The sequence below is a fragment of the Micromonospora sp. NPDC001898 genome (assembly GCF_042891255.1).
Classification (GTDB): domain Bacteria; phylum Actinomycetota; class Actinomycetes; order Mycobacteriales; family Micromonosporaceae; genus Micromonospora.
The window spans coordinates 723,045-743,400 of sequence record NZ_JBIATC010000001.1 but is presented as its reverse complement, the minus strand read 5'-3'; the positions used below and the strand labels follow the sequence as shown (position 1 = coordinate 743,400).

Annotated in this window: 22 protein-coding genes; 10 read left to right on the top strand and 12 right to left on the bottom strand. The window is 74.7% G+C overall.

Annotated elements, in window-relative coordinates:
- Positions 1–13: 13 nt before the first annotated feature.
- Positions 14–1,045 (bottom strand): SIS domain-containing protein, encoded by a 1,032-nt coding sequence (locus ACFYZF_RS03610; RefSeq protein WP_387016049.1) that lies wholly within the window; start codon positions 1,043–1,045, stop codon positions 14–16.
- 258 nt (positions 1,046–1,303) lie between these two features.
- Here ACFYZF_RS03610 and ACFYZF_RS03605 point away from each other — a divergent pair, with 258 nt between their 5' ends.
- Positions 1,304–3,133: a tetratricopeptide repeat protein gene (locus ACFYZF_RS03605; RefSeq protein ID WP_387015511.1), complete on the top strand. Its 1,830-nt coding sequence runs from the start codon at positions 1,304–1,306 to the stop codon at positions 3,131–3,133.
- A 96-nt stretch (positions 3,134–3,229) separates the two neighbouring features.
- Here the strand turns inward: ACFYZF_RS03605 and ACFYZF_RS03600 are convergent, their stop codons facing one another.
- A complete protein-coding gene (locus ACFYZF_RS03600) occupies positions 3,230–4,825 on the bottom strand; it encodes an MDR family MFS transporter (protein ID WP_387015508.1) in 1,596 nt (531 codons plus the stop codon).
- Positions 4,826–4,932: 107 nt separating this feature from the next.
- Here ACFYZF_RS03600 and ACFYZF_RS03595 point away from each other — a divergent pair, with 107 nt between their 5' ends.
- The gene (locus ACFYZF_RS03595) at positions 4,933–5,499 is read left to right on the top strand and encodes a TetR/AcrR family transcriptional regulator (RefSeq protein WP_387015506.1); all 567 of its coding nucleotides are present in this window, start codon (positions 4,933–4,935) and stop codon (positions 5,497–5,499) included.
- 70 nt (positions 5,500–5,569) lie between these two features.
- Here ACFYZF_RS03595 and ACFYZF_RS03590 read toward each other — a convergent pair whose 3' ends face one another.
- Together ACFYZF_RS03590 and ACFYZF_RS03585 are read right to left on the bottom strand one after the other, a co-directional pair.
- Entirely contained in the window at positions 5,570–6,091 is a 522-nt protein-coding gene (locus tag ACFYZF_RS03590) for a GNAT family N-acetyltransferase (protein WP_387015503.1), read from the bottom strand.
- Positions 6,088–6,303 (bottom strand): biotin/lipoyl-binding carrier protein, encoded by a 216-nt coding sequence (locus ACFYZF_RS03585; RefSeq protein WP_161685399.1) that lies wholly within the window; start codon positions 6,301–6,303, stop codon positions 6,088–6,090. Before ACFYZF_RS03585 ends, ACFYZF_RS03590 begins: the two co-directional genes overlap by 4 nt.
- 281 nt (positions 6,304–6,584) lie before the next feature.
- On the opposite strand from ACFYZF_RS03585, the gene ACFYZF_RS03580 reads away from it, so the two are divergent.
- Entirely contained in the window at positions 6,585–6,659 is a 75-nt protein-coding gene (locus tag ACFYZF_RS03580; RefSeq protein ID WP_387016047.1) for a 50S ribosomal protein bL37, read from the top strand.
- 133 nt (positions 6,660–6,792) lie between these two features.
- On the opposite strand, the gene rsrA is transcribed toward ACFYZF_RS03580, so the two are convergent.
- The 5 genes from rsrA to ACFYZF_RS03555 form a co-directional block, all read right to left on the bottom strand.
- Entirely contained in the window at positions 6,793–7,080 is a 288-nt protein-coding gene (gene rsrA / locus ACFYZF_RS03575) for a mycothiol system anti-sigma-R factor (protein ID WP_387015500.1), read from the bottom strand.
- A 1-nt stretch (position 7,081) separates the two neighbouring features.
- Positions 7,082–7,906: a sigma-70 family RNA polymerase sigma factor gene (locus ACFYZF_RS03570; RefSeq protein WP_387015497.1), complete on the bottom strand. Its 825-nt coding sequence runs from the start codon at positions 7,904–7,906 to the stop codon at positions 7,082–7,084.
- A 249-nt stretch (positions 7,907–8,155) separates the two neighbouring features.
- Positions 8,156–8,773, bottom strand: a complete 618-nt coding sequence (locus tag ACFYZF_RS03565) for an alpha/beta family hydrolase (protein WP_387015495.1) — start codon at positions 8,771–8,773, stop codon at positions 8,156–8,158.
- 103 nt (positions 8,774–8,876) lie between these two features.
- Entirely contained in the window at positions 8,877–9,269 is a 393-nt protein-coding gene (locus ACFYZF_RS03560) for a WhiB family transcriptional regulator (RefSeq protein ID WP_350886993.1), read from the bottom strand.
- A gap of 199 nt (positions 9,270–9,468) precedes the next feature.
- The gene (locus tag ACFYZF_RS03555) at positions 9,469–10,176 is read right to left on the bottom strand and encodes an SOS response-associated peptidase (RefSeq protein WP_387015491.1); all 708 of its coding nucleotides are present in this window, start codon (positions 10,174–10,176) and stop codon (positions 9,469–9,471) included.
- Positions 10,177–10,279: 103 nt separating this feature from the next.
- On the opposite strand from ACFYZF_RS03555, the gene aroA reads away from it, so the two are divergent.
- From aroA to ACFYZF_RS03535, 4 genes are all read left to right on the top strand, one after another.
- Positions 10,280–11,581 (top strand): 3-phosphoshikimate 1-carboxyvinyltransferase, encoded by a 1,302-nt coding sequence (gene aroA, locus ACFYZF_RS03550; RefSeq protein WP_387015490.1) that lies wholly within the window; start codon positions 10,280–10,282, stop codon positions 11,579–11,581.
- Positions 11,551–12,702 (top strand): ribosome small subunit-dependent GTPase A, encoded by a 1,152-nt coding sequence (rsgA, locus tag ACFYZF_RS03545; RefSeq protein ID WP_387015487.1) that lies wholly within the window; start codon positions 11,551–11,553, stop codon positions 12,700–12,702. The genes aroA and rsgA overlap by 31 nt, the downstream gene beginning before the upstream one ends.
- Positions 12,703–12,764: 62 nt before the next feature.
- The gene (gene hisN / locus ACFYZF_RS03540; protein WP_387015484.1) at positions 12,765–13,583 is read left to right on the top strand and encodes a histidinol-phosphatase; all 819 of its coding nucleotides are present in this window, start codon (positions 12,765–12,767) and stop codon (positions 13,581–13,583) included.
- A gap of 59 nt (positions 13,584–13,642) precedes the next feature.
- Complete coding sequence (locus ACFYZF_RS03535; RefSeq protein WP_387016045.1) at positions 13,643–14,506, top strand: hypothetical protein; 864 nt, start codon at positions 13,643–13,645, stop codon at positions 14,504–14,506.
- A gap of 115 nt (positions 14,507–14,621) precedes the next feature.
- On the opposite strand, the gene ACFYZF_RS03530 is transcribed toward ACFYZF_RS03535, so the two are convergent.
- Positions 14,622–15,824: a glycosyltransferase gene (locus ACFYZF_RS03530; RefSeq protein ID WP_387015482.1), complete on the bottom strand. Its 1,203-nt coding sequence runs from the start codon at positions 15,822–15,824 to the stop codon at positions 14,622–14,624.
- A gap of 213 nt (positions 15,825–16,037) precedes the next feature.
- Between ACFYZF_RS03530 and ACFYZF_RS03525 the strand changes: the two genes are divergently transcribed.
- The 3 genes from ACFYZF_RS03525 to ACFYZF_RS03515 all read left to right on the top strand — a co-directional run bounded on the left by ACFYZF_RS03525 (position 16,038) and on the right by ACFYZF_RS03515 (position 18,494).
- Complete coding sequence (locus tag ACFYZF_RS03525; RefSeq protein WP_387015480.1) at positions 16,038–17,036, top strand: SDR family oxidoreductase; 999 nt, start codon at positions 16,038–16,040, stop codon at positions 17,034–17,036.
- Positions 17,036–17,818, top strand: coding sequence for an ATP-binding protein (locus ACFYZF_RS03520; RefSeq protein ID WP_387015477.1), 783 nt, complete (start codon positions 17,036–17,038; stop codon positions 17,816–17,818). Before ACFYZF_RS03525 ends, ACFYZF_RS03520 begins: the two co-directional genes overlap by 1 nt.
- 106 nt (positions 17,819–17,924) lie before the next feature.
- Positions 17,925–18,494: a DUF5709 domain-containing protein gene (locus tag ACFYZF_RS03515; RefSeq protein WP_387015475.1), complete on the top strand. Its 570-nt coding sequence runs from the start codon at positions 17,925–17,927 to the stop codon at positions 18,492–18,494.
- Between the two features lie 52 nt (positions 18,495–18,546).
- On the opposite strand, the gene ACFYZF_RS03510 is transcribed toward ACFYZF_RS03515, so the two are convergent.
- Together ACFYZF_RS03510 and macS are read right to left on the bottom strand one after the other, a co-directional pair.
- The gene (locus ACFYZF_RS03510; protein WP_387015472.1) at positions 18,547–19,200 is read right to left on the bottom strand and encodes a response regulator; all 654 of its coding nucleotides are present in this window, start codon (positions 19,198–19,200) and stop codon (positions 18,547–18,549) included.
- Positions 19,197–20,324: a MacS family sensor histidine kinase gene (macS, locus tag ACFYZF_RS03505; protein WP_387015471.1), complete on the bottom strand. Its 1,128-nt coding sequence runs from the start codon at positions 20,322–20,324 to the stop codon at positions 19,197–19,199. Before macS ends, ACFYZF_RS03510 begins: the two co-directional genes overlap by 4 nt.
- Positions 20,325–20,356: the final 32 nt, after the last annotated feature.

The following is a 20,356-nucleotide window of genomic DNA, read 5'->3' as shown; positions in this document are numbered from 1 at the left end:
GCCACGCCGGATCTCACATCGTCGCGGTGACCTTCTTCAGGCCGCGCGGGGCGTCCGGGTTCTCGCCCCGGGCCAGCGCCAGCGCCAGCGCCAGCCGCTGCAACGGCAGGATGTCCAGCAGCGGGGCGTACCGCTCGTCGACCTCGGGAACCGCCATCCGGGTGGCCCCCTCCACCTCGGCGGAGCCGACCACCACCACATCGGCGCGGCGCTCGCCGAGCCGGGGCAGCACCTCCCCCATCGACCGGCCGCCGGGGCCGGAGCCGACCACGGCCAGCACCGGGACGTCCGGGTCGGTCATGGCGAGCGGGCCGTGCAGCAGGTCCGCGCCGGAGAAGGCGAGCGCCGGCAGGTACGACGTCTCCATCAGCTTCAGCGCCGCCTCCCGGGCGGTCGGGTACGCGTACCCCCGGCCGGTGGTGACGAGCTGGGCGGCGAACCGGTAGCGCGGGGCGAGCTGGGCCGGGGTGGTGTCGTCCAGCGTGCGGGCGGCCAGCTCGGGCAGGGCGGCCAGCGCCGACCGCTCCTCGGCGGGCAGCACGCCGTCGCCGGCCCGGATGCCCTCCACGAGCAGCAGCAGGGCGAGCAGCTCGGCGGTGTACGTCTTGGTGGCGGCCACCGCCCGCTCGTGCCCGGCGGCGATGTCGACGCTCAGCTCGGCCACCTCGGCCAGCGGGGAGTCCGGGTTGTTGGTGAGGGCGAGGGTCAGCGCGCCGGAGGCGCGGGCGGTGCGCAGCACCTCGGCCAGGTCGGGTGAGCCGCCGCTCTGGCTGACCCCGACGACGAGCGCGTCGGACAGGTCGGGCCGGGCGCCGAAGAGGGTGACCGCGCTGGGCGAGGCGAGCCCGGCGGGCAGGCCGAGCCGGATCTCGGTCAGGTACGCCGCGTAGAGGGCGGCGTGGTCGGAGGTGCCCCGGGCGGTGAAGACCACGTGCCGGGGGCGGCGCTGGGCGACGGCGGCGGCCACCCGGGCGATCGCCCCGGTGTGCTCGGCGGAGAGCAGCCGCTCGTAGCCGGCCGGCTGCTCGCTGATGTCGGTGGCCATCCCGGCCCCTGCAAGTGTCACGGACACCCCTTTCCCTGCGCGATAGCCGCGCATTTCCTGCTCAGTCTTGCACTCTTCTTCCATCACCAGCAATCTAGCGAGCAGTATTGCGCAGCGGATCACCATGCCGCCGCAACATCACCTACGCTTGCCCGGCCCGGCGCCGCACCGGCGGGCGGGGCCCGCCCGCCTCCGGCGAGCGCCGTCAGCGCGGACGAACCCGCCGGCGGGCGAGGCACCTACGAGCGGGAGGCCCACGTGTCCGAGGGAAGGGACGATCCCCCGCTGTCGGCGGAGGAGGAGCTGACCCTGGCCCGGCTCGCGCTGGACGAGGGCGACCTGTCGCACGCCGCCGGGCACGTCGCCGGCGCGCTGACCCGGGCGCCCACCCTGCCCGAGGTGCACGAGACGCTGGCCCGGCTCGCCGCCGCCAGCGGCGGGGGCGTCGACCTGTTCCCCCTGCACCAGCGCGCCTTCGTCGGCGTCGTGGTGGCCCGCGCGCACCTGCTCGCCGCGACCGGGCGGCCCGACGACGGGCTGGAACTGCTGGCCGCCGCCACCGGGCACGACCCCCACGCCGACTGGGCCGGGGTGCCCTGGGTGACCTCCCCCGAACTGCCCGAACGGCTCGACCCCGAGCGCATCGCCCGGGTGCTGATGCAGGTCTGCGCCACCGTGGGCGAGCCGGTGCCGCGCGCCGACCGGGGGCCGCTGTCGCCGTACCTCGTGCTGGCCCGCAACGCGGTCACCGTCCACCCCGACCACGGCCTGCTGCTCGGCGCGGCGTCCGCGCTGGCCCGGCGCCTCGGCGAGGTCACGCTGGCGATCCACTGGGCCAGCCGGGGGGTACGCGTCCAGCCGTCGAAGCTCGGCGAGGTCTGGCTCGGGTACGCCTACCGCAGCGCCGGCCGGACCCGGGACGCCCTCGCGGCGCTCGGCCGGGCCGTCGAACACGACCCGACAGATCTCGCCGTGTACGCCGACCTCGCCGGCACGCTGGCCGACAACGGCCGGCTCGACGAGGCCCTGGACTGGATCGACCGGGCCCTGGCCCGGGATCCCACCTTCGACTGCGCCGTGCACACCGCGCACCGGCTGCGCTTCCAGCGCGACGGCGACGTGGCGCACCTGGTGGCGCTCGCCGACTTCGTCCGCGACCACCCCGACGACTCGCACGAACACGGCGACCTCGCCGAGGGCTGCCGCAGCCGGCCCTGGCTCGGGCAGGTCACCCCGGCCGCCGGGGCGGCGGTGGCCGTGCTGCGCCACGCCCTGACCGAGGAGAACCGCGGCCGCAGCGCGACCGTACGGCTGGAGACGCTGGAGACGCCGAGCGCCATGCGTACCGTGGCGACGGCCGCGCCCGGGCTGCGGGTCGAGGTGGCCGCGGTCGGCGACCCGGATCCGCGCGAGCCCCGGTGGGCCAGCGACCGGCCGCTGTGGCGCTGGGAAGGCACTGTCCCCGCCCCGACGGTGCCGGCGCCCTCGGCCGAGGCCGCGGACCGGATCCGGCAGCTCGCCCACCCGGCCTGGCCGCACCCCCCGGCGGCGTACGACGCGGCGGTCGGCCTGGCCACCCTGGGCCTGACCGACCTGCTCGGGCTGCTGGTGCATCCGCCCACGGCACCCGCCACCGGGATGGGCCGGGTCCTGGCCAGCCAGGACCCGTCGCTGTGGGTGCGCTGCGTGCAGGTCTGGGCGTGCCTGGGCCTGCTGCACCACCGCACCGACGAGCCGTGGCCGGAGTCCACCCGCCGCCGGGTGCTGGTCGACCTGGTCTGGGGGGTGGAGGACTGGATCACCGAGGCGGCCCTGTTCGCCCTGGTGACCGCCGCCTGGGTGGACCCGCTCGTCCGGGCCGACGTGGCCCGGGTGGTGGCCGAACGGCTCGCCGACGCGGCGGCGGTGGCCCGGGAGCGGCCGGTGCCGATCGCGGTGTCACTGGCGTACCTGGCGCTGGCCACCCCGACCCTCGACGCGGGTACGGCCACGCTGGCCGGGGAGCTGATCTCCGGACCGGGACCGCGCCGGCCGGGACCGCTGCGCCGGCTCTGGGCCCGGCTCACCCGTTCCCGACGCCGCCCCTGACCGGCCCGGCGCACCGCCGGCGACCGCGACCGGCCGCCACCGGCCCGGCCGCGCCGCACCCCGGAGGGTGGGCGCGGCCGGCGGGGCGGGCGGCGGTCAGGCCGTGGGGGCCCGGCCGAGGGCGACCTCCGCCTGATCCTCCCCGGTGGCCCCGGCCGGCGGGGTGTCGTTGGTCGAGCGCAGCGGGACCTCCCGGATGAACCAGGCGAGCGCCGGCACCAGGACGGTGAACAGCATCGCCCACCAGAAGACGTACGAGATGGCGTCGGAGAGGCCACCGAGCACCAACTCCCGGGCCTGCGCCGGCAACTCCTTGAGCTTGTCCAGGTCGAGCTGGCCGCCTTCGCCTCCTCCGCCGCTGAACGCGGACCCGGCGGACGAGTCGGCGAGCCGGTTGGCGAAGATCGCGCCGAACAGCGAGATGCCGAACGAGCCGCCGATGGAGCGGAAGAAGGTGGCCGCGCCGCTGGCCGCGCCGAGGTCCTTCTGCTCGACGCTGTTCTGCGCGATCAGCATCGAGGTCTGCATGAGGAAGCCCATGCCGACGCCAAGGGCGATCATGTAGATCGAGGACTCCACCTTGCCGGTGCCGACGTCCAGGCGGGTCAGCAGCAGCATGCCGGCGGCCATCACCACGCCGCCGACGATCGGGAACATCCGGTACCGGCCGGTCCTGGTGATCGCCCGGCCGACCGCCAGCGAGACCACCAGCATGCCGAACATCAGCGGGAGCAGCAGCAGGCCGCTGTTGGTGGCCGAGGCGCCCTGGACGGTCTGCTGGTACAGCGGCAGGAAGTTCATCGCGCCGAACATGGCGAAGCCGAGCAGGAAACCGATCGCCGAGATCAGCGCGAAGTTGCGGTTGGCGAAGAGCCTCAGAGGCAGGATCGGCTCGGGGGCGCGCCGCTCGACGAGGCCGAACACGACGAGGGTGACCAGGGCCAGCGCCGCCAGGCCGAGGATCTGCGGGGAGACCCAGTCGTAGGAGTTCCCGCCCCAGGTGGTGATCAACACGATCGCGGTGATGCCGACCGAGAGCAGCCCCGCGCCGAGCCAGTCGATCCGGTGCTCGGTGCGGTACTTCGGCAGGTGCATGGTGGTGGCGAGCAGCACCAGCGCGACGCCGCCGAGCGGCAGGTTGACGTAGAACGCCCAGCGCCAGGAGAGGTTGTCCGTGATGAACCCGCCGACCAGCGGGCCGGCGACCATGGCGATGGCCATGATGCCGGCGATCATGCCCTGGTAGCGGCCCCGGTCCCGGGGTGGGACCAGGTCGCCGATGATCGCCATCACGCCGACCATCAGCCCGCCCGCGCCGAGGCCCTGGACCGCCCGGAAGGCGATCAGCTCGACCATGCCGCTGTCCGCCCCGCCGAACAGCCCGGAGCCGGCCATGCCGCACAGCGCCGAGCCGACCAGGAAGACGACCACCGAGGTCAGGAAGACGACCTTGCGGCCGTAGATGTCGCCGAGCTTGCCCCAGATCGGGGTGGAGACCGTGGTACCCAGTACGTACGCGGTGACCACCCAGGTGAAGTGGTCCACCCCGCCGAACTCGCCAACGATCCGCGGCAGCGCGGTGCTGACGATCATGTTGTCGAGCATCGCGAGCATCATCGCGATCATCAGGCCGAAGAGCACCACCCGGATGTTGGGTCGTCGCTCCGCAGTCTGCTGTTGCGCCTGAGTCATCAGTAGGCTCCCCGAGATGTGACTGGCTTACTTGCCGGCCGGTCAGCCTACTAGCCGCACGGTAGGTTGGACAGCAAGACGACGTCAACAAGTTGGGTGGTAGAACGGTGACGGAGAGCACAGGCGGCACGCGGGAGCGCATCAAGACCGTGGCCCTGGAACTCTTCACCGAACACGGGTACGAGAAGACCTCGCTGCGCGAGATCGCCGAACGAGTCAACGTGACCAAGGCCGCGCTCTACTACCACTTCAAGAGCAAGGACGAGATCGTCAGCAGCTTCGTCCACGACCGGCTGGACCGGATGGACGCGCTGATCGCCTGGGCCGAGGGGCGGCCGGCCACGCTGGCGACCCGGCAGGAGCTGATCGCCCGGTACGCCGACACGATGTTCGCCACCGAGGAGCACTCGGTGATGCGCTTCTTCGAACAGAACCAGACCGTGCTGAAGAGCCTCACCGCAGGGCAGCGGATGCATGACCGGATGATGCGGCTGGCCCTGGCGCTGGCCCGGGGCGACGACTCACCGGCCGCCCAACTACGCGCCGCAGTGGCCCTGTACGCCGTACACAGCAGTTGGTTCGGTATCCACGGCCCGCAGGTCACCAACGCCGAGCGGCGCAAGCTCGCCCTGGAGGTGGCCGACGAGTTGCTCGCCAAGATCGGCGAGGGCTGAGCGCGCAGCCCCGAGCCCTGGTGGTGGGGTTGTTGGGGGGCGTTGCTGCTGCCGGGCGGACAGTCGCGGATCAACCCTCAGGGGTCGCCACGGGCAGTTCCCGGCGCAGGCCGAGCAGTTCCACCCCGGGCAGCGGGGACCAGTCCCGCTCCGGCGTGCGGACGAAGCCCAGCCGCTCGTAGAGCCTCCGGCCGACCTCGGCGAACCCGTCGCGGACACAGATCACCACCGCCGAGCAGCCCAGTTCGGCGGCCCGGGACAGGCAGGCCCGCACCAGCGCCGCACCGGCGCCCCGGCCCTGCGCGGCCGGGTCCACCGCGAGCATCCGGAACTCGGCCTCACCGGGCCCACAGATCTCGGCGTACGGGGTGCCGGGCAGCACGAACGTGACCGACCCGAGCAGCTCCCCGGTGGCCTCGTCCACGGCGACCAGCACCTCGCCGCTCATCGCCCGGGTCGCCACGTCGGCGAGCGCGACCGCGTAGCCGTTCTCCCCCTTGAGCTGCCCGTCGGCCTCGTACGCGGCCACGGTCAGCCGGGCCGCCGCCGCGAAGTCGGCCGCGGCGGCCCGCCGGACCAGCACGCCGCTCAACCGATCACCGCGATCAGGTCGCCGTCCTGCACCACATCGCCCTCGTTGACCGCGAGCTGTTCGATGACGCCGTCGGACTCGGCGACGACCGGAATCTCCATCTTCATCGACTCAAGGATCACCAACGTGTCCCCCTCGGAGACGGCGTCCCCGGCCGACACGACGATCTTCCACACGTTGGCCACCATCTCGGCGCGGATCTCCTCGGCCATGTCGGCCCTCCCTCTCCACCGGCGTCTCTGCGATCGGTATCCAATCATGCTCCGGCCCGCCCCGGGGCCGGAGCGGGCGTGAGCGGGCGACACGCGGCACGCCGAGTCGACGAAACAGGGGCGACCCGGGCGGGCGCGGCGCCAGCACCGCCCCGGCGGACCACGGCGGACGCCGCCCGCACTAGCATCAGCGGGTCGGCCCGCGGGCGCCCGAGGGCCGGTATCCGACCACCGCCGCGCTCTCGCGCGGGCGGAAGTGACCAGCACCTGAGGAGGTCGACATGGCGAAGAAGTCCCGGAAGAAGAAGGCCCGGAAGAAGAACAAGGCGAACCACGGCAAGCGCCCCAACTCCTGACCGGCGCGGCGGCCTGCCCGCCGACCGTCCAGCGGCCCGGTCCACCCGCCCAGCGGGGGCCGGAGAACGACGGTGGTCCGGGTCGATCGACCCGGACCACCGTCGTTTCGTTGCGGCGCGTAACCCCGCCGGGTCAGTCCGCCAGCTCGCGCGACTCCCTCGTCTCGAAGACGACCAGCTCGGTAAGGCGGACCCGCAGCCGTTCGCGCAGCTGCTCCGGCGCGGTCTCGTTGCCGCAGCACCGGGCCACCAGCGCCTTCACCTCCTGTTCGAGGCCGTACTCGCGTAGGCAGGGCCCGCACTCGTCGAGGTGGTGTCTGATCAGCAGGCGACGCTCCTCGGCACACTCCAGGTCCAGGTAGAGGTAGACCTCGGCGAGCACCTCACGGCAATCCGTCCTGTGCGGCTTCCCACAGCTCACGTCACACCTCCCGGCCGGCGGCGGCGGTCGAACCCTTGGCCGGCTGCGCGGCGGAGAACCCGCGCTCGGCGGCGTACCGTTCGAGCAGCTTGCGCAGATTACGTCGGCCGCGGTGCAACCGCGACATCACCGTGCCGATGGGGGTGCCCATTATGTCGGCCACCTCCTTGTAGGAGAAGCCTTCGACATCGGTGAGATAGACCGCCATCCGGAACTCCTCCGGCAACTGCTGGAGGGCCTCCTTGACGTCGCTGTCGGGCAGTTTGTCCAGCGCCTCGGTCTCGGCCGAGCGGAGGCCGCTGGAGGTGTGCGACTCGACCGCGGCGAGCTGCCAGTCGGTGATCTCCTCGGTGGGCGCCTGAATCGGCTGGCGCTGCCGCTTGCGGTAGGAATTGATGTAGGTGTTGGTCAGGATCCGATACAGCCAGGCCTTCAGGTTGGTGCCCTGTTCGAACTGGTGGAAGGCCGCATACGCCTTCAGGTACGTCTCCTGGACCAGGTCCTCCGCGTCCGCCGGATTGCGCGTCATGCGCAGCCCGGCGGCGTAGAGCTGATCGACGAAGGGCATCGCGTCCCGCTCGAAGCGGGCCCTGCGTTCGTCCGTCTTCTCGGTGGTCAACCGCACATCCCCTCGCGTCGGATGCTTTCCCGCCGAGGATACGCGCCAGGACCCCGGCGCAGATTCGGTTCCGGCCGGTGTGCTGGTCCTCACCGCCGCCGGACCCTCCGGCCGCGCGCCGACGGGCCACTCCGGTGCGTCGAGCAGTCGTCTGAGCTGCCCCGCCTCCCGTTCGTCCCGTTCCCGGCTCCGTGTCTCGGTCGGCACCGGTCACACCCCCCCTGAAGCAGAAATTTCGTCCATGGGAGGTAACACGGACCGCCGGGCCCGGCATTCCGGGCGACCGGCCCCCGTTCCTGGCCCCGGCCCCGGCGGACGCCGGCGCTGGGACCAGGAAGGGCCTGGGCGGGACGGCGCCGGTCACCCGAATCGGCATCCGACACCAACGGAAACAACGACGCGTGCCGTGCCCCGGTCACGGCCGCGCCGGCCCCGCCCGCCACGACCGGGCGCGGGTCAGGACGACGCCCAGCCCCGCCCGCGCAGCCAGTCGACCACGACGCCGGCCGTGCCGGCCGGATCGGCGCGCAGGTCGTGCCGCTCGCCGGGGCGGACCACCACCCGGACCGGCGGCCCCGCAGCGGGCACGCCGAAGGGATCGCGGTCGCCGTTGACAACCAGCGTCGGCAGCCCGGTGGCCAGCTCCGCCGCCCGGGAGCGCTCCGGCCGACCCGGCGGGTGCAGCGGGAAGGCCAGCGCAAGCACCGCGTCGGCGCCGACGGCCACGGCGGTACGGCAGGCCACCCGGGCGCCGCTGGACCGGCCGCCGACCACCAGCGCGGGCCCCGCGGGGTGCCGCCGGCGCACCTCGGCCACGACCGCCGTCCACGCCTCGTCGAGGTGCCCGGCGGGGGCCGGGGCACGCCGGCCGGCGACCCGGTACGGCTGGGTCACCCGGACCACCGCCACCCCGGCGGCCACCGCCGCGTCCCGGACCGCGACCAGGTCGGGCGCGTCGACGTCGCCGCCCGCCCCGTGCCCGAGCACCAGCAGGGCGAACGGCGGACCGGCCGGCAGGTCGGTGTCGACCCGGGCCGGCCCACGTGGTGTCCCGATCTCCTCGTCATGGCGCACGGACCCATTCTGCGGGGTCGGCCGAGCGCGGCCCGGGGACCGCCCCGGCCCGTACGCCGAGCGCGGCCGTCCTCCCGTCCGGACGGAAGGACGGCCGGCTGGGTCAGCTCAGCGGGACCAGGGTGAGCAGCCGGTCCCGCACCGGCGGGCCGGCCTCGTCGGCCGCGCCCGGGTCCGGGTCCACCTCGCTGCGCCAGGCCACCAGCATCGCCCGGCGTTCGCGCGGCGTGGTGCCGCCCCAGACGCCGTGGCAGTCGCCGACATCCAACGCCCAGGCCAGGCAGGGCCCCTGCACATCGCAACTGCGACAGAGGGCCACCGCCGCGTCGGCCGGTTCGTTGGGCGCCGGAAAGAATGTCTCCGGATCCACGCTCTGGCAGGTCCCTCTGGTTCGCCAGGCTTCGTCCTGTTGCCGTTCACGCAGCGCCCGCAGCAGTCGCGGATCTCGTCGTGCGGCGGCCACCTCATGCGGGCGGGGCATACGCGCCCGTGTCATCCACCCACCTCCCCCGTGGGACCGGCGTGATCGATGAACGTCGTTCGCACCGTGCGAATCGTCGTCCACTACCGGCGCTGTGTTGTATCGCACTTTGGGACACGGAGACAAGAGCTTCGTATGAAGAAGTCCTAAACAGCGGGCGACGATTCACCGCAACCCTGGCGAATCAGTGCACGACAATGTGCTTCGCCGGCTGTCAGAAAAGCGTCATGTCCCCGGTCGGCACGGCCTGCGCCGGCACCCGGGCGGTCAGTTCCGGCCCGTCGTTGCGCACGTTGCCGACCGCTGGCCCGACCGGCCGGATCTCCAGGCCGGCCAGCCACCCGACGGCGGGCGGGGCGAGCAGCGCGGCCGGGTCGTCCACGGGGCCCAGCCAGGACGCCCAACGCTCCCGGGGCAGCAGCAACGGCATCCGCTCGTGCACCTCGGCCAGTTCACCGACGGCTGCGGTGGTCAGCACGCTGAACGTCAGCACCGGCCCGGCCGGGCCCTCCCAGGTCGTCCAGATGCCCGCCAGGGCGAGCACCGAGGCGTCGGCCGGGGTCATGTAGTAGGCCTGCCGGCCGCCCTCCGGCCGCCGGACCCACTCGTACCAGCCGTCGGCGGGGACCAGGCAGCGGCGGCGGGCGAACGCGGGCGCGTACGCCCGGCTGGTGGCCACCGTCTCGGCCCGCGCATTGATCATCCGGGCCCCGTCGCCCGGCGAGCGCGACCAGGGCGGCAGGAACCCCCAGCGGCCGGCGGACAGGGCACGGTGCCCCTCGGCGGAGAGCCGGACCATCGGCACGGCGGAGGTGGGCGCCACGTTGTGGCTCGACCGGACGCGGTCGTCGGTCTCGTCGTACGACTCGAACAACCCGCTCAGGTCACCCGCGCTCCGGGTCGTCGCGTACCTCCCGCACATGCGGCACACGCTAACGTCCCGCGTCGCGTTCGGCTGTCCCGCCAACCGGGAGCGGACCCGCCGGCCCGTCGCACCGGGGCCGGGAGGCGGCAGAATGTGAGCCGTGGGGATTCCGACCGCGACCCGGCCGCTGAGGCCGTGGACCGCTCCGACCGCGTCCGACCCGGTGGTGGCCACGCTGCGACTGCCCGGCTCCAAGTCGATGACCGCCCGCGCGCTGGTGCTCAGCGCGCTGGCCAGCGGTCCTTCCACGCTGGCCGGGCCACTGCGGGCGCGGGACACCGAGCTGATGGCCGGCGGGCTACGGGCACTCGGCGCGCACATGTCGATCGCGGACGACGACCGGTGGCTGGTCCGGCCGCACCCGCTGGTCGGCCCGGCGCACGTCGACGTCGGCCTGGCCGGCACCATCATGCGGTTCGTGCCGCCCGTCGCCGGTCTCGCCGACGGGCGGGTCACCTTCGACGGCGACCCGCACGCCCGCACCCGGCCACTCGGCCCGCTGATCGGGGCGCTGCGCAGCCTCGGGGTGCGGGTCGACACCCCGACCAACGGCAGCCTGCCGCTGACCGTGTTCGGCACCGGCCGGGTGACCGGCGGCGAGGTGGTGATCGACGCCTCCGCCTCCAGCCAGCTCGTCTCCGGCCTGCTGCTCGCCGCTCCCCGCTTCGACCGGGGCGTGGTGGTCCGGCACGTCGGCCCGCCGGTCCCGTCCGCGCCGCACCTGCGGATGACCGTGCAGATGCTCCGGGCCGCCGGGGCGGCCGTCGACGACAGCGTCGCCGACGTCTGGGCCGTCGAACCGGGTCCGCTGACCGGGCGGGGCTGGGAGATCGAGCCGGACCTCTCGGGCGCGGTGCCGTTCTTCGCCGCCGCGCTGATCACCGGCGGTGAGGTGACGCTGCGGGGCTGGCCACGCAGCAGCGCCCAGCCGGTCGAGCAGCTCCGCGCCCTGCTGTCCCGGATGGGCGGCGAGGTGACCCTCACCACCACCGGCCTGACCGTGCGCGGCACCGGCACCGTGCACGGGATCGACGCCGACCTCTCCGACGTCAGCGAGCTGACCCCGGCGCTGACCGCGCTCGCCATGCTCGCCGACTCGCCGTCCCGATTCACCGGCGTCGCGCACATCCGGGGACACGAGACCGACCGGATCGCCGCGCTCGCCCGCGAGTTCGCCGGCCTCGGCGCGGACATCGCCGAGTCCGCCGACGGGCTGGAGATCCGCCCCCGCCCGTTGCGCGGCGGAACGTTCCGCACGTACCACGACCACCGGATGGCGCACGCCGCCGCGGTGACCGGGCTCGCCGTCCCCGGCGTCGAACTTGACGACGTGTCGTGCACCTCGAAGACCATGCCGGAGTTTCCGGCGCTATGGTCGGCGATGGTGACCGGAAAGAGCTGACACGGCGGGGGGACGTCCTGGCGACCAAACGGCGGGAGTACGACGAGGACGACGTGCGGGTCCGGCCCGGGAAGTCCTCGCGCCCACGCACCCGGACGAGGCCCCAGCACGCCGACGCCGTCGACGGTTTCGTGATCGCCGTCGACCGGGGCCGCTACACCTGTGTGCTGCCCGACCCCGGCCCGGACGCGCCGCTCGTCACCGCGATGCGGGCCCGGGAGCTGGGCCGTAAGTCCGTGGTGGTGGGCGACCGGGTGGGCCTGGTCGGCGACACCTCCGGGGCGGCCGGGGCGCTGGCCCGGATCGTCCGGATCGCCGAGCGCAGCTCGGTGCTGCGGCGCACCGCCGACGACGACGAGACCACCGCCGAGGGGCGGCTGGAGCGGGTCGTGGTGGCCAACGCCGACCAACTCGTGATCGTCAGCGCGCTGGCCGACCCGCCGCCGCGCACCGGATTCATCGACCGCTGCCTGGTGGCTGCGTACGACGCGGACATCGAGCCACTGCTCTGCCTGACCAAGGCCGACCTGGCCGGCCCCGAGCAGGTGCTCGGGTACTACGCCGAGCTGGAGCTGCCGTACGTGCTGATCCGGCCCGACTCCGACCTCGACGCGCTGCGGGACCTGCTGACCGGCCGGGTGTCGGTCATGGTCGGGCACTCGGGGGTGGGCAAGTCGACGCTGGTCAACCGCCTCGTCCCGGACGCCGACCGGGCGGTGGGCGTGGTCAGCGCGATCGGCCGGGGCCGGCACACCTCGACCAGCGCGGTGGCCCTGCGGCTGCTGCCCCGCCCGGGCGCACTCCGGTCCGGCGCGTCAGCCACCGCCACGGGCTGGATCGTCGACACCCCCGGGGTGCGCAGCTTCGGGCTGGCGCACGTCTCGGCGAACAGCCTGCTGCACGGCTTCCCCGACCTGGTGGAGGGGACGGTCGACTGCCCGGCGAACTGCCAGCACACCGCCGACGAGGCCGACTGCGCACTGGACGCCTGGGTGGCCGCCGGCAGGGCCGACGCCCGCCGGCTGGCCTCGTACCGCCGGCTGCTGGCCTCCCGGTCCGGGGATGGCGACGCGCGCGAGCCCGACCAGCGCAATCCCGGCGACCCGCTCGCCGGGTCGTGAGCCGCGAGCCGGGCGCGACCCGCGCGACGGGGCGCGACCCGGCCGCCGCTACCGTCTGCGGCATGACCGGGTACGCCGACGACCTCGCCCTCGCCCACCTGCTCGCCGACCGGGCGGACGCCATCTCGGCGGCCCGGTTCCGCGCCCTCGACCTGCGGGTCGAGACGAAGCCGGACCTGACCCCGGTCTCCGACGCCGACACGGCCGTCGAGCGGGAGATCCGCGCGCTGCTGGCCGAGCGGCGCCCCGGCGACGGCCTGCTCGGCGAGGAGTACGGCGAGCAGCCCGCCGCCGGGCCCGCCGGGCGGCGCTGGGTGCTCGACCCGATCGACGGGACGAAGAACTTCGTCCGGGGGGTGCCGGTCTGGGCCACCCTGATCGCCCTGCTGGAGGGGGACCGGCCGGTGCTCGGGCTGGTCTCCGCCCCGGCCCTGGGCCGGCGCTGGTGGGGTGCGGTCGGCGAGGGCGCGTACGCCGGCCCGGACGCCGCGCACGGCGCCCCGATCCGGGTCTCCGGGGTGGGCCGGCTCGCCGATGCCAGCTTCTGCTACTCGTCCCTGTCCGGCTGGGAGGACGCCGGCCTGCTGGAGCCGGTGCTCCAGCTCATGCGGGACACCTGGCGCAGCCGGGCGTACGGCGACTTCTACGGCTACATGCTGCTGGCCGAGGGGGCGCTGGACGTGATGGTCGAGCCGGAGCTGTCCCTGTGGGACGTCGCCGCGCTGGTGCCGATCGTCACCGAGGCGGGTGGGACGATCACCGACCTCACCGGCCGGCCCGCGCCCGGTGGCGGCGCGTCCGGGGAGCACAGCGCGGTGGCCAGCAACGGGTCGCTGCACGCCGACATCCTCGCGAGGCTGGGTCGGCCCCCCGCGCGCTGAGCGCCGTCAGCCTCTATCCTCGCCAGGTGGTGTCCTCCGGTTGGTGCTTCCTGGCGGCGATGATCGTCGCGTACGGCATCGCCAACCTCCTGCAGTCCGTCGCCGCGGCGCGGACCACCCTGCACCACAACTTCGATCCCGGGCTGCTGCTGCGGCTGGCCGGCCACCGCACGTACCTGATCGGCGTGGCCTGCCAGGTGGGCGGCTTCGTGCTGGCCTTCCTGGCCCGGCGGGACCTGCCGCTGTTCCTGGTCCAGGCGAGCGTGGCGGCCGGGCTGGGGGTGACCGCCATCCTCGGCGTGCTGGTGCTGAAGTGGCGGCTGCCCACCGCCGAGGTGGGGCTGCTGGTGCTGCTCTTCGCCGGGATCGCGGGGCTGGTCCTGTCGGCGCAGCCGGCCCAGTCCGGGCCGCTCGGCACCGCCGGCCTGGTCGCGCTGGCCGTGGCCCTGGCGGTGATCGCCGTGGTCGGCTTCTTCGCGGTACGGCTACACGGCGCACCCGGGTCGGTGGCGCTCGGCTCGCTGGCCGGGCTGGCCTTCTCGGCCGCCGCGGTGGCCGCCCGCCCGCTGGCCGCCGTGACGAGCGTGGAGGGGTTCGTCCGCGACCCGCTGCTCTACCTGCTGGTGGCCCACTCGGTGGTCGGCCAGCTGCTGCTCGGCCTGGCCATGCAGCGCGGCTCGACCACGGCGGCGGTCGCCGCGATGGACGCGGCCGGGGCGGTGCCCGCCGCGATCGTGGGGCTGCTGCTGCTCAACGACAAGATCTGGCCCGGCCGGGAGTGGCTGGCCGCGCTCGGCTTCCTGACCACGCTGGCCGCGGTGATCGGCCTGACCAGGTACGCCGAGCCACAGCACCACCACGAGCTGGTTCGGGAACGCGACCGGGCGATACTGCCCGCCGCCCCGGCCCACCCCCGCCGCTGAGCAGCCGCTCCCCGGCCCGGCCCCCGCCGCTGAGCAGCCGCTCCCCGGCCCGGCCCCCGCCGCTGAGCAGCCGCTCCCCGGCCCGGCCCCGGCCGCTGGGCAGCCGCCTCGACCGCTACGCCGCCTCGACCGGCCGGCGTCGGCCGACCACCCGCTCGTAGAGCCGCTCCAACGCGCCGGCCGTCCGCTCCCAGGTGTAGCTGCACCGCACCCGGTCCACCGCGGCGTGCCCGTAGGCGAACCGGCCGGCGTTGTCGGCGAGCAGCCGGCGCAGGGTCACCCCCAGGGCCCGGACGTCGCCGGGCGGCACCAGCTTCCCGGTGACCTCGTCGACCACGGCGTCGGCGATGCCGCCCATGGCGTACCCGACGACCGGCACGCCGCAGGCCATCGCCTCCAGCGACACCCGGCCGGCCGAGGAGTAGTGCGGGGTGCAGGCCACCACGTCGGCCGAGCGGTACCAGGTGGCCATCTGGTCGTGCGGCACCGCGCCGACGAGCTTCACCTGGTCGGCCACGCCGGTACGCTCGGCCAGCTCACGCATGCGGCGGGCCTCGGCGTGGCGCGTGAGCTGGTCGACCGGTGGACCACCGGCGATCACCAGCTCGGCGTCGCCGACCAGCCGCATCGCGCGGATCAGATCCTCCTGCCCGTGCCCGGGCGACAGGCCGCCGACGGAGAGGATCCGGGGGCGCTGGTCGCGCGGGGCCGCCTCCCCGTCGGGGTGGAAGTGCTCGATGTCCACCCCGGCGGGCACCATCGCCACCGAGGTGCGTTGCAGCCCCATCCGGGTCAGCTCGTCGACCTCGTCGTTGCACTGGGCGACCGCGATGTCCACCGCCCGGGTCAGGGCCCGCTCCAGCGGGATCCGGGTGCCTGGGCCGTCGTACTGGGGGCCGAGGTGGCGAAGCTGCTCCACGCCGAGGGAGTGGAAGGTCTGCACGACCGGGATGTCGGTCTCCCGTACGGCCTGTGCGGCGGCCAGCCCGCCGACCCAGTAGTGCCCGTGCACCACGTCCGGGGCCCACTCGCCGGACCACCGGTCGGCAAGCCAGCGGCCCAACTCGGCCACGTGCGGGACCAACTCGGCGGTGGGCGTCGGGGCGGCCGGGCCGACGGCGGCCCGCTCCACCCGGTAGCCGTCCAGCTCCAGCGTCGCCGGCAGCGCCGGATCGTCGCGGCGCTCGTACACGTGCACGTCGTGGCCCCGGCCGGCCAGTTCGGCGGCGACCCGCGCGATGTGCTCGCGCGTGCCGACGACCGGACCGTCGACGGGCCGCGACGGTCCGGAATGCGCGCACACTAGGCCGACGCGCATGGGTCACCTCCACGCGTTTCCCGAGCTGGTGGGTCCTCCCGGTCAGAGCGTCCCATTAACCGCGACCCGAGGGTGCGAAACCTGGCAAGTCGGAAACGTACGACCGGCCGGGCCGGGGTCGTGACCGGGCGGGGGCCGCTGTTCGACCAGGCTCGGCGGCATGTCGACCAGGTTCGGCGGCATGAGCGGGCCCGTCGAGGGTACGGGCGAGGAATGCCTCTCACCCGCAGTTTCGATGACGCGAGCGTCGTGCTCACCGGCGCCTCCAGCGGCATCGGCACGGCGACCGCGTACGCGCTGGCCCGTCGCGGCGCGGCCGTGGTGCTGGCGGCCCGCAGCGAGGAGGCACTGGAGCGGGTGGCGTCCCGCTGCCGCGCGTTGGGCGGCCGGGCGCTGGCCGTACCCACGGACGTCACGGACCCGGTGGCCGTCGAACGCCTCGCGGCCCGCGCGGCGGAGGAGTTCGGCCACATCGACGCCTGGGTCAACAACGCGGCGGTCAGCGCGGTGGGCCTCTTCGACGAGATCCCCGTCCGGGAGTTCCGCCGGGTGCTGGAGGTGAACCTGCTCGGGGCCGTGTACGGGATGAAGGCCGCCCTGCCGTACCTCGACGCGGCCGGCGGCGGGGTGCTGGTCAACAACGCCTCCGTGCTGGCCGAGGTGGCGATGCCCTACCAGTCGGCGTACAACGCCACCAAGCACGGGATCCGGGGGCTGGCCGACACGGTCCGGCAGGAGCTCCGGGTCACCGGGCGGGGCAACATCTCGGTCTGCACGGTGCTGCCGGCCAGCATCGACACCCCGTTCTTCCGGCACGCCGCCAACCACACCGGCCGGGAGCTGGTACCGCCCCCACCGGTGTACCCGCCCGAGGTGGTGGCCGAGACCATCGTGCGGGTGCTGCGCCGGCCCCGCCGGGAGGCGTACGCCGGGGGTGCCGCCCGGCTGATCGGCGCGCAGTGGCGGCTCGCCCCGGCGCTGGCCGAGCGGGTCCTCGGCTGGTACGCCCACCGCACCCAGTTCGGGCCCGCCGGCCGGCTGGACGGCACCGGCAACGTCTTCACCGCCGACGCGGCGGCCGAACGGGACGGCGGGTGGCACGGCCGGCGGCGGCAACTCGTCCGGATGACCGCCGCGTTCGGGCTCGCCGCCGCCGGCACCGCGGTCGGCACGATGGCGGCGATGAACCGCCGAGCCCGGACGGATCGCTGATGAACTGCACCGACCGACCGGATGCGCGCGACACCGCCGACGTGCAGAATGGGGCGGTCATGCCGACCGACGTGCGCTGCCTGGTGGAGACGGACGAGTCGTCCGGCTTGCTCCGGCTGTCCGGCGTGCTCGATTCGGCCGCCACCGGCACCGTACGCGACGCGCTGCTCATGCGGCTCTGCGAGCGGCCCGGCCCGGTGGTGGTCGACCTGTCCCGGCTGCGGGTGGCCGATCCCGCCGCCCGGCGGGTCTTCGCCGAGGTGCGCCGCGAGATCGCCGACTGGCCGGCGGCGGACGTGCTGGTCCTCGACCCCGCCGAGACGACGGCCGGCGACGGGCTGGCGGTGTGCTCGACCCTCGACGAGGCGCTGGCGGCGCTGGCCCGGGCGCCGACGACCGCGGCGACCACCGAGGAACTGGCCCCGGTGGTCGGCGCCGCGCGGCAGGTCCGGATGCTGGTGACCAACGGCTGCGCCCGGTGGGGGATCGGCGCTCTGGCCGAGGCGGGCTGCATCGCGGCGACCGAGATGGTCAACAACGTGGTCGCACACGCCCGCACCGGGATGACCGTCCGGCTGGCGGCCCACGGCGGCACGCTGCACATCGGCGTGCGCGACCACTCTCGGCAGCAGCCGGCGTACCGCGGATTCGCCCCGGTGGACACGGCGGGCGGCCGGGGCATGCTGCTGATCGACACCGTGGCCCAGCGCTGGGGCAGCACCCTCCTGCCCGACGGCAAGTTCGTCTGGGCCGTCCTGTGCCCCCCCATCTATTCCGTTTAGCAGCTTTGGCGGGGTGCAATCCGACCCGGGCGGGGCGCGGGCCGGGCGGGGGGAGATCGGGCGGGGGCGTCGGTTACGGGCGGTGGGCAGCGGGTAGTGATCAGCCATGCGCGACAACGAGTACCCGACGCCCGTTTCCGATCCCGAGGCCGAGGGCCTGCCCGACACCGCCGACGACGACTCGACGGCCAACGACGACGTCCTGACCGGCCGGGAGGCGGACGGCCCGGAGCCGGCCCAGCTGCCTGGGGACCGCACGCCGGTGGCGGTGGACCGGTTCGGCACCACCGCCGAGGAGCAGCTCGACGGCGAATCGCTGGACTACAAGCTCCAGCGGGAGAGCTACGAGCGCCCCGCCGACGACCCGCTGGCGGCCCCGGTCGACCCGGGCATCGCGGCCGAGGCGGACAGCGAGGAACAAGCCGCCCAGGCGCAGCTCGACGCCGACGTGCTCAACCCGGGCCCCACCTCGGACCCGCACTCCCCCGTCTCCCTGTACGATCACGGCCAGCTCGGCGCCGCCGACGCCGAGGTCGGCCGGCTGGTCGAACCGGACGAGGGGGCGCACAGCGACCTGGAGCCCGACAACGTCGCGTACGACGCCGGGTCGGCCGGCGGTGGGGCGACGGCCGAGGAGCTGGCGGTCCACGAGACCCGCCCGCCCGACTCGCACTAGAGCGGACCACCGGAACGCGTCGGCGGAACCGCGGTGCCACAGCCTCGGGCCGTCAGTCGTCCAGCCCCCGCTCGATCACGTAGCGGGTCAGCTCGACACGGTTGTGGAGTTGGAGCTTGCCGAGCGTGCTCTGCACGTGGTTCTGCACCGTCCGGTGGGAGAGCCGGAGCCGCTCGGCGATCTGCTTGTACGACATCCCCTTGGCGACCAGCCGCAGCACTTCGGTCTCCCGGTCGGTCAGCCGGGGCGCGGCGGCGTCCGGGGTCGCCGGGCCGACCGCCAGCCGCCGGTACTCCCCCAGCACCAGCCCCGCCAGGCCTGGCGTGAAGACCGGTTCGCCGGCCGCCGTCCGGCGCACCGCGTCCAGGAACTCGGCCGGGGCGGCCGACTTGACCAGGTAGCCGGTGGCGCCGGCCTTCACCGCGTCCAGCACGCTCTGCGGCTCGCCGCTGGCCGACAGCATCAGCACGCGCACCTCGGGCAGCACGGCGCGCAGGCCGCGGATCACCTCGACGCCGGAGATGTCCGGCAGTTGCAGGTCGAGCACGACGACGTCGGGCCGGGCCGCGGCGGCCACGCGGACGGCCTGCCGCCCCTCCCCGCTGGTCGCGACCACCAGGTGCCCTGCCTCGGTGAGGTCGCGGGCCACCCCCTCACGCCACATCGGGTGGTCGTCGACCACCATCACCCGGGCTCCGGTGCTCATCGCCCACTCCTCGGCACGCTCAGCTCGATCTCGGTCCCCGCACCGGCGGTGGAGACGATCCGCACCTCGCCGCCCAGGTCGGCGACCCGTCCCCGGATCGACTGCGCCACTCCCAGCCGCCCCTGCGCCGCGGCCTCGGCCAGCCGGCCCGCCGGGATCCCCGGCCCCTCGTCGCGTACCGAGACGGTCACCTTCTCCCCCTCGTCCTCGATCAGCACCCAGGCCCGCCCGCCGGCGTGCCGGGTCACGTTGTCCAGCGCCGCGCCGACGGCGGCTGCCAGCTCGGCGGCCACCCACCCGGGCAGCGGCACCGGGGTGGCCGGCGCGGAGACCGCGACCGTCGCCGAGGCGTACCGGTCGAGCATGGCCCGCAGGTCGCGGGTGTCCCCGTCCCCGGCCGGGGCGACGATGCCCGCCCGCCCGATCAGGGCACGCAGGGCGGCCTCCTGCTCCCCGGCCAGCCGGGCCAGTTCGCCGGCCTCCCCGTCGAGGTGGGCGCCGCGCCGCTGCACCAGCGCGAGCACCTGGAGCACCGAGTCGTGGATGTCCCGGGCCAGTCGCTCCCGTTCCCGGGTGGCCGCCTCCAGCTCCACCGCCCGGTGCAGCCGCTGCTCGGCCGTCACCGCGAGCCGGGCGACGTGGCCGACCACCGCGCCGGCCAGCAGCAGCAGGATCGTCCCGGTGAAGGTGGACTGGCCGATCCGGTCCCGGGTCGCCAGGTCGACCCCGCCGACCAGCAGCGCGGCCACCGTGCCCCGGCGCCGGCCGCCGGAGACCGCCCAGGCGAGCACCGGACCGGCCAGCCAGACCACCGCGAGGCTGGGCGCGCCGGTGGCGAGTGCCGACCGCCCCTGCACCCACGGGCTGACCAGCAGGACACCGAGCACGACCGCGAGGTCGGCAAGCAGCAACGGCCAGCGCCGCCGGGCCGGGCGGGCGTAGCCGTACGCGGTGGTCACCGTCCAGCCGAGCATCGCGAGCAGGACCACCCCGGCCGGCACCGGGTGGGCGTACCGGTCGGCGTCGCGCAGGGCCAGCAGGCCGACGTACGCCAGGGCCGCGAACCGGAACACCGCTACGGCCCGCCAGAGCGGGACCTCGAATCCACCGGGCGGCGACGGCACGCCCGTCACGATGCCACAGCCCGGTACGGGGC

Excerpts from the sequence above, each read along its gene's own strand:
- ACFYZF_RS03600 (WP_387015508.1), bottom strand. The coding sequence starts at position 4,825 with ATGACTCAGGCGCAACAGCAGACTGCGGAGCGACGACCCAACATCCGG.
- ACFYZF_RS03555 (WP_387015491.1), bottom strand. The coding sequence starts at position 10,176 with ATGTGCGGGAGGTACGCGACGACCCGGAGCGCGGGTGACCTGAGCGGG.
- ACFYZF_RS03535 (WP_387016045.1), top strand. The coding sequence starts at position 13,643 with ATGATCGTCGCGTACGGCATCGCCAACCTCCTGCAGTCCGTCGCCGCG.
- ACFYZF_RS03525 (WP_387015480.1), top strand. The coding sequence starts at position 16,038 with ATGCCTCTCACCCGCAGTTTCGATGACGCGAGCGTCGTGCTCACCGGC.
- hisN (WP_387015484.1), top strand. The coding sequence starts at position 12,765 with ATGACCGGGTACGCCGACGACCTCGCCCTCGCCCACCTGCTCGCCGAC.
- ACFYZF_RS03610 (WP_387016049.1), bottom strand. The coding sequence starts at position 1,045 with ATGGCCACCGACATCAGCGAGCAGCCGGCCGGCTACGAGCGGCTGCTC.
- ACFYZF_RS03520 (WP_387015477.1), top strand. The coding sequence starts at position 17,036 with ATGAACTGCACCGACCGACCGGATGCGCGCGACACCGCCGACGTGCAG.
- ACFYZF_RS03585 (WP_161685399.1), bottom strand. The coding sequence starts at position 6,303 with ATGGCCGAGGAGATCCGCGCCGAGATGGTGGCCAACGTGTGGAAGATC.
- ACFYZF_RS03515 (WP_387015475.1), top strand. The coding sequence starts at position 17,925 with ATGCGCGACAACGAGTACCCGACGCCCGTTTCCGATCCCGAGGCCGAG.
- rsgA (WP_387015487.1), top strand. The coding sequence starts at position 11,551 with ATGGTCGGCGATGGTGACCGGAAAGAGCTGACACGGCGGGGGGACGTC.
- ACFYZF_RS03560 (WP_350886993.1), bottom strand. The coding sequence starts at position 9,269 with ATGACACGGGCGCGTATGCCCCGCCCGCATGAGGTGGCCGCCGCACGA.
- ACFYZF_RS03510 (WP_387015472.1), bottom strand. The coding sequence starts at position 19,200 with ATGAGCACCGGAGCCCGGGTGATGGTGGTCGACGACCACCCGATGTGG.
- ACFYZF_RS03530 (WP_387015482.1), bottom strand. The coding sequence starts at position 15,824 with ATGCGCGTCGGCCTAGTGTGCGCGCATTCCGGACCGTCGCGGCCCGTC.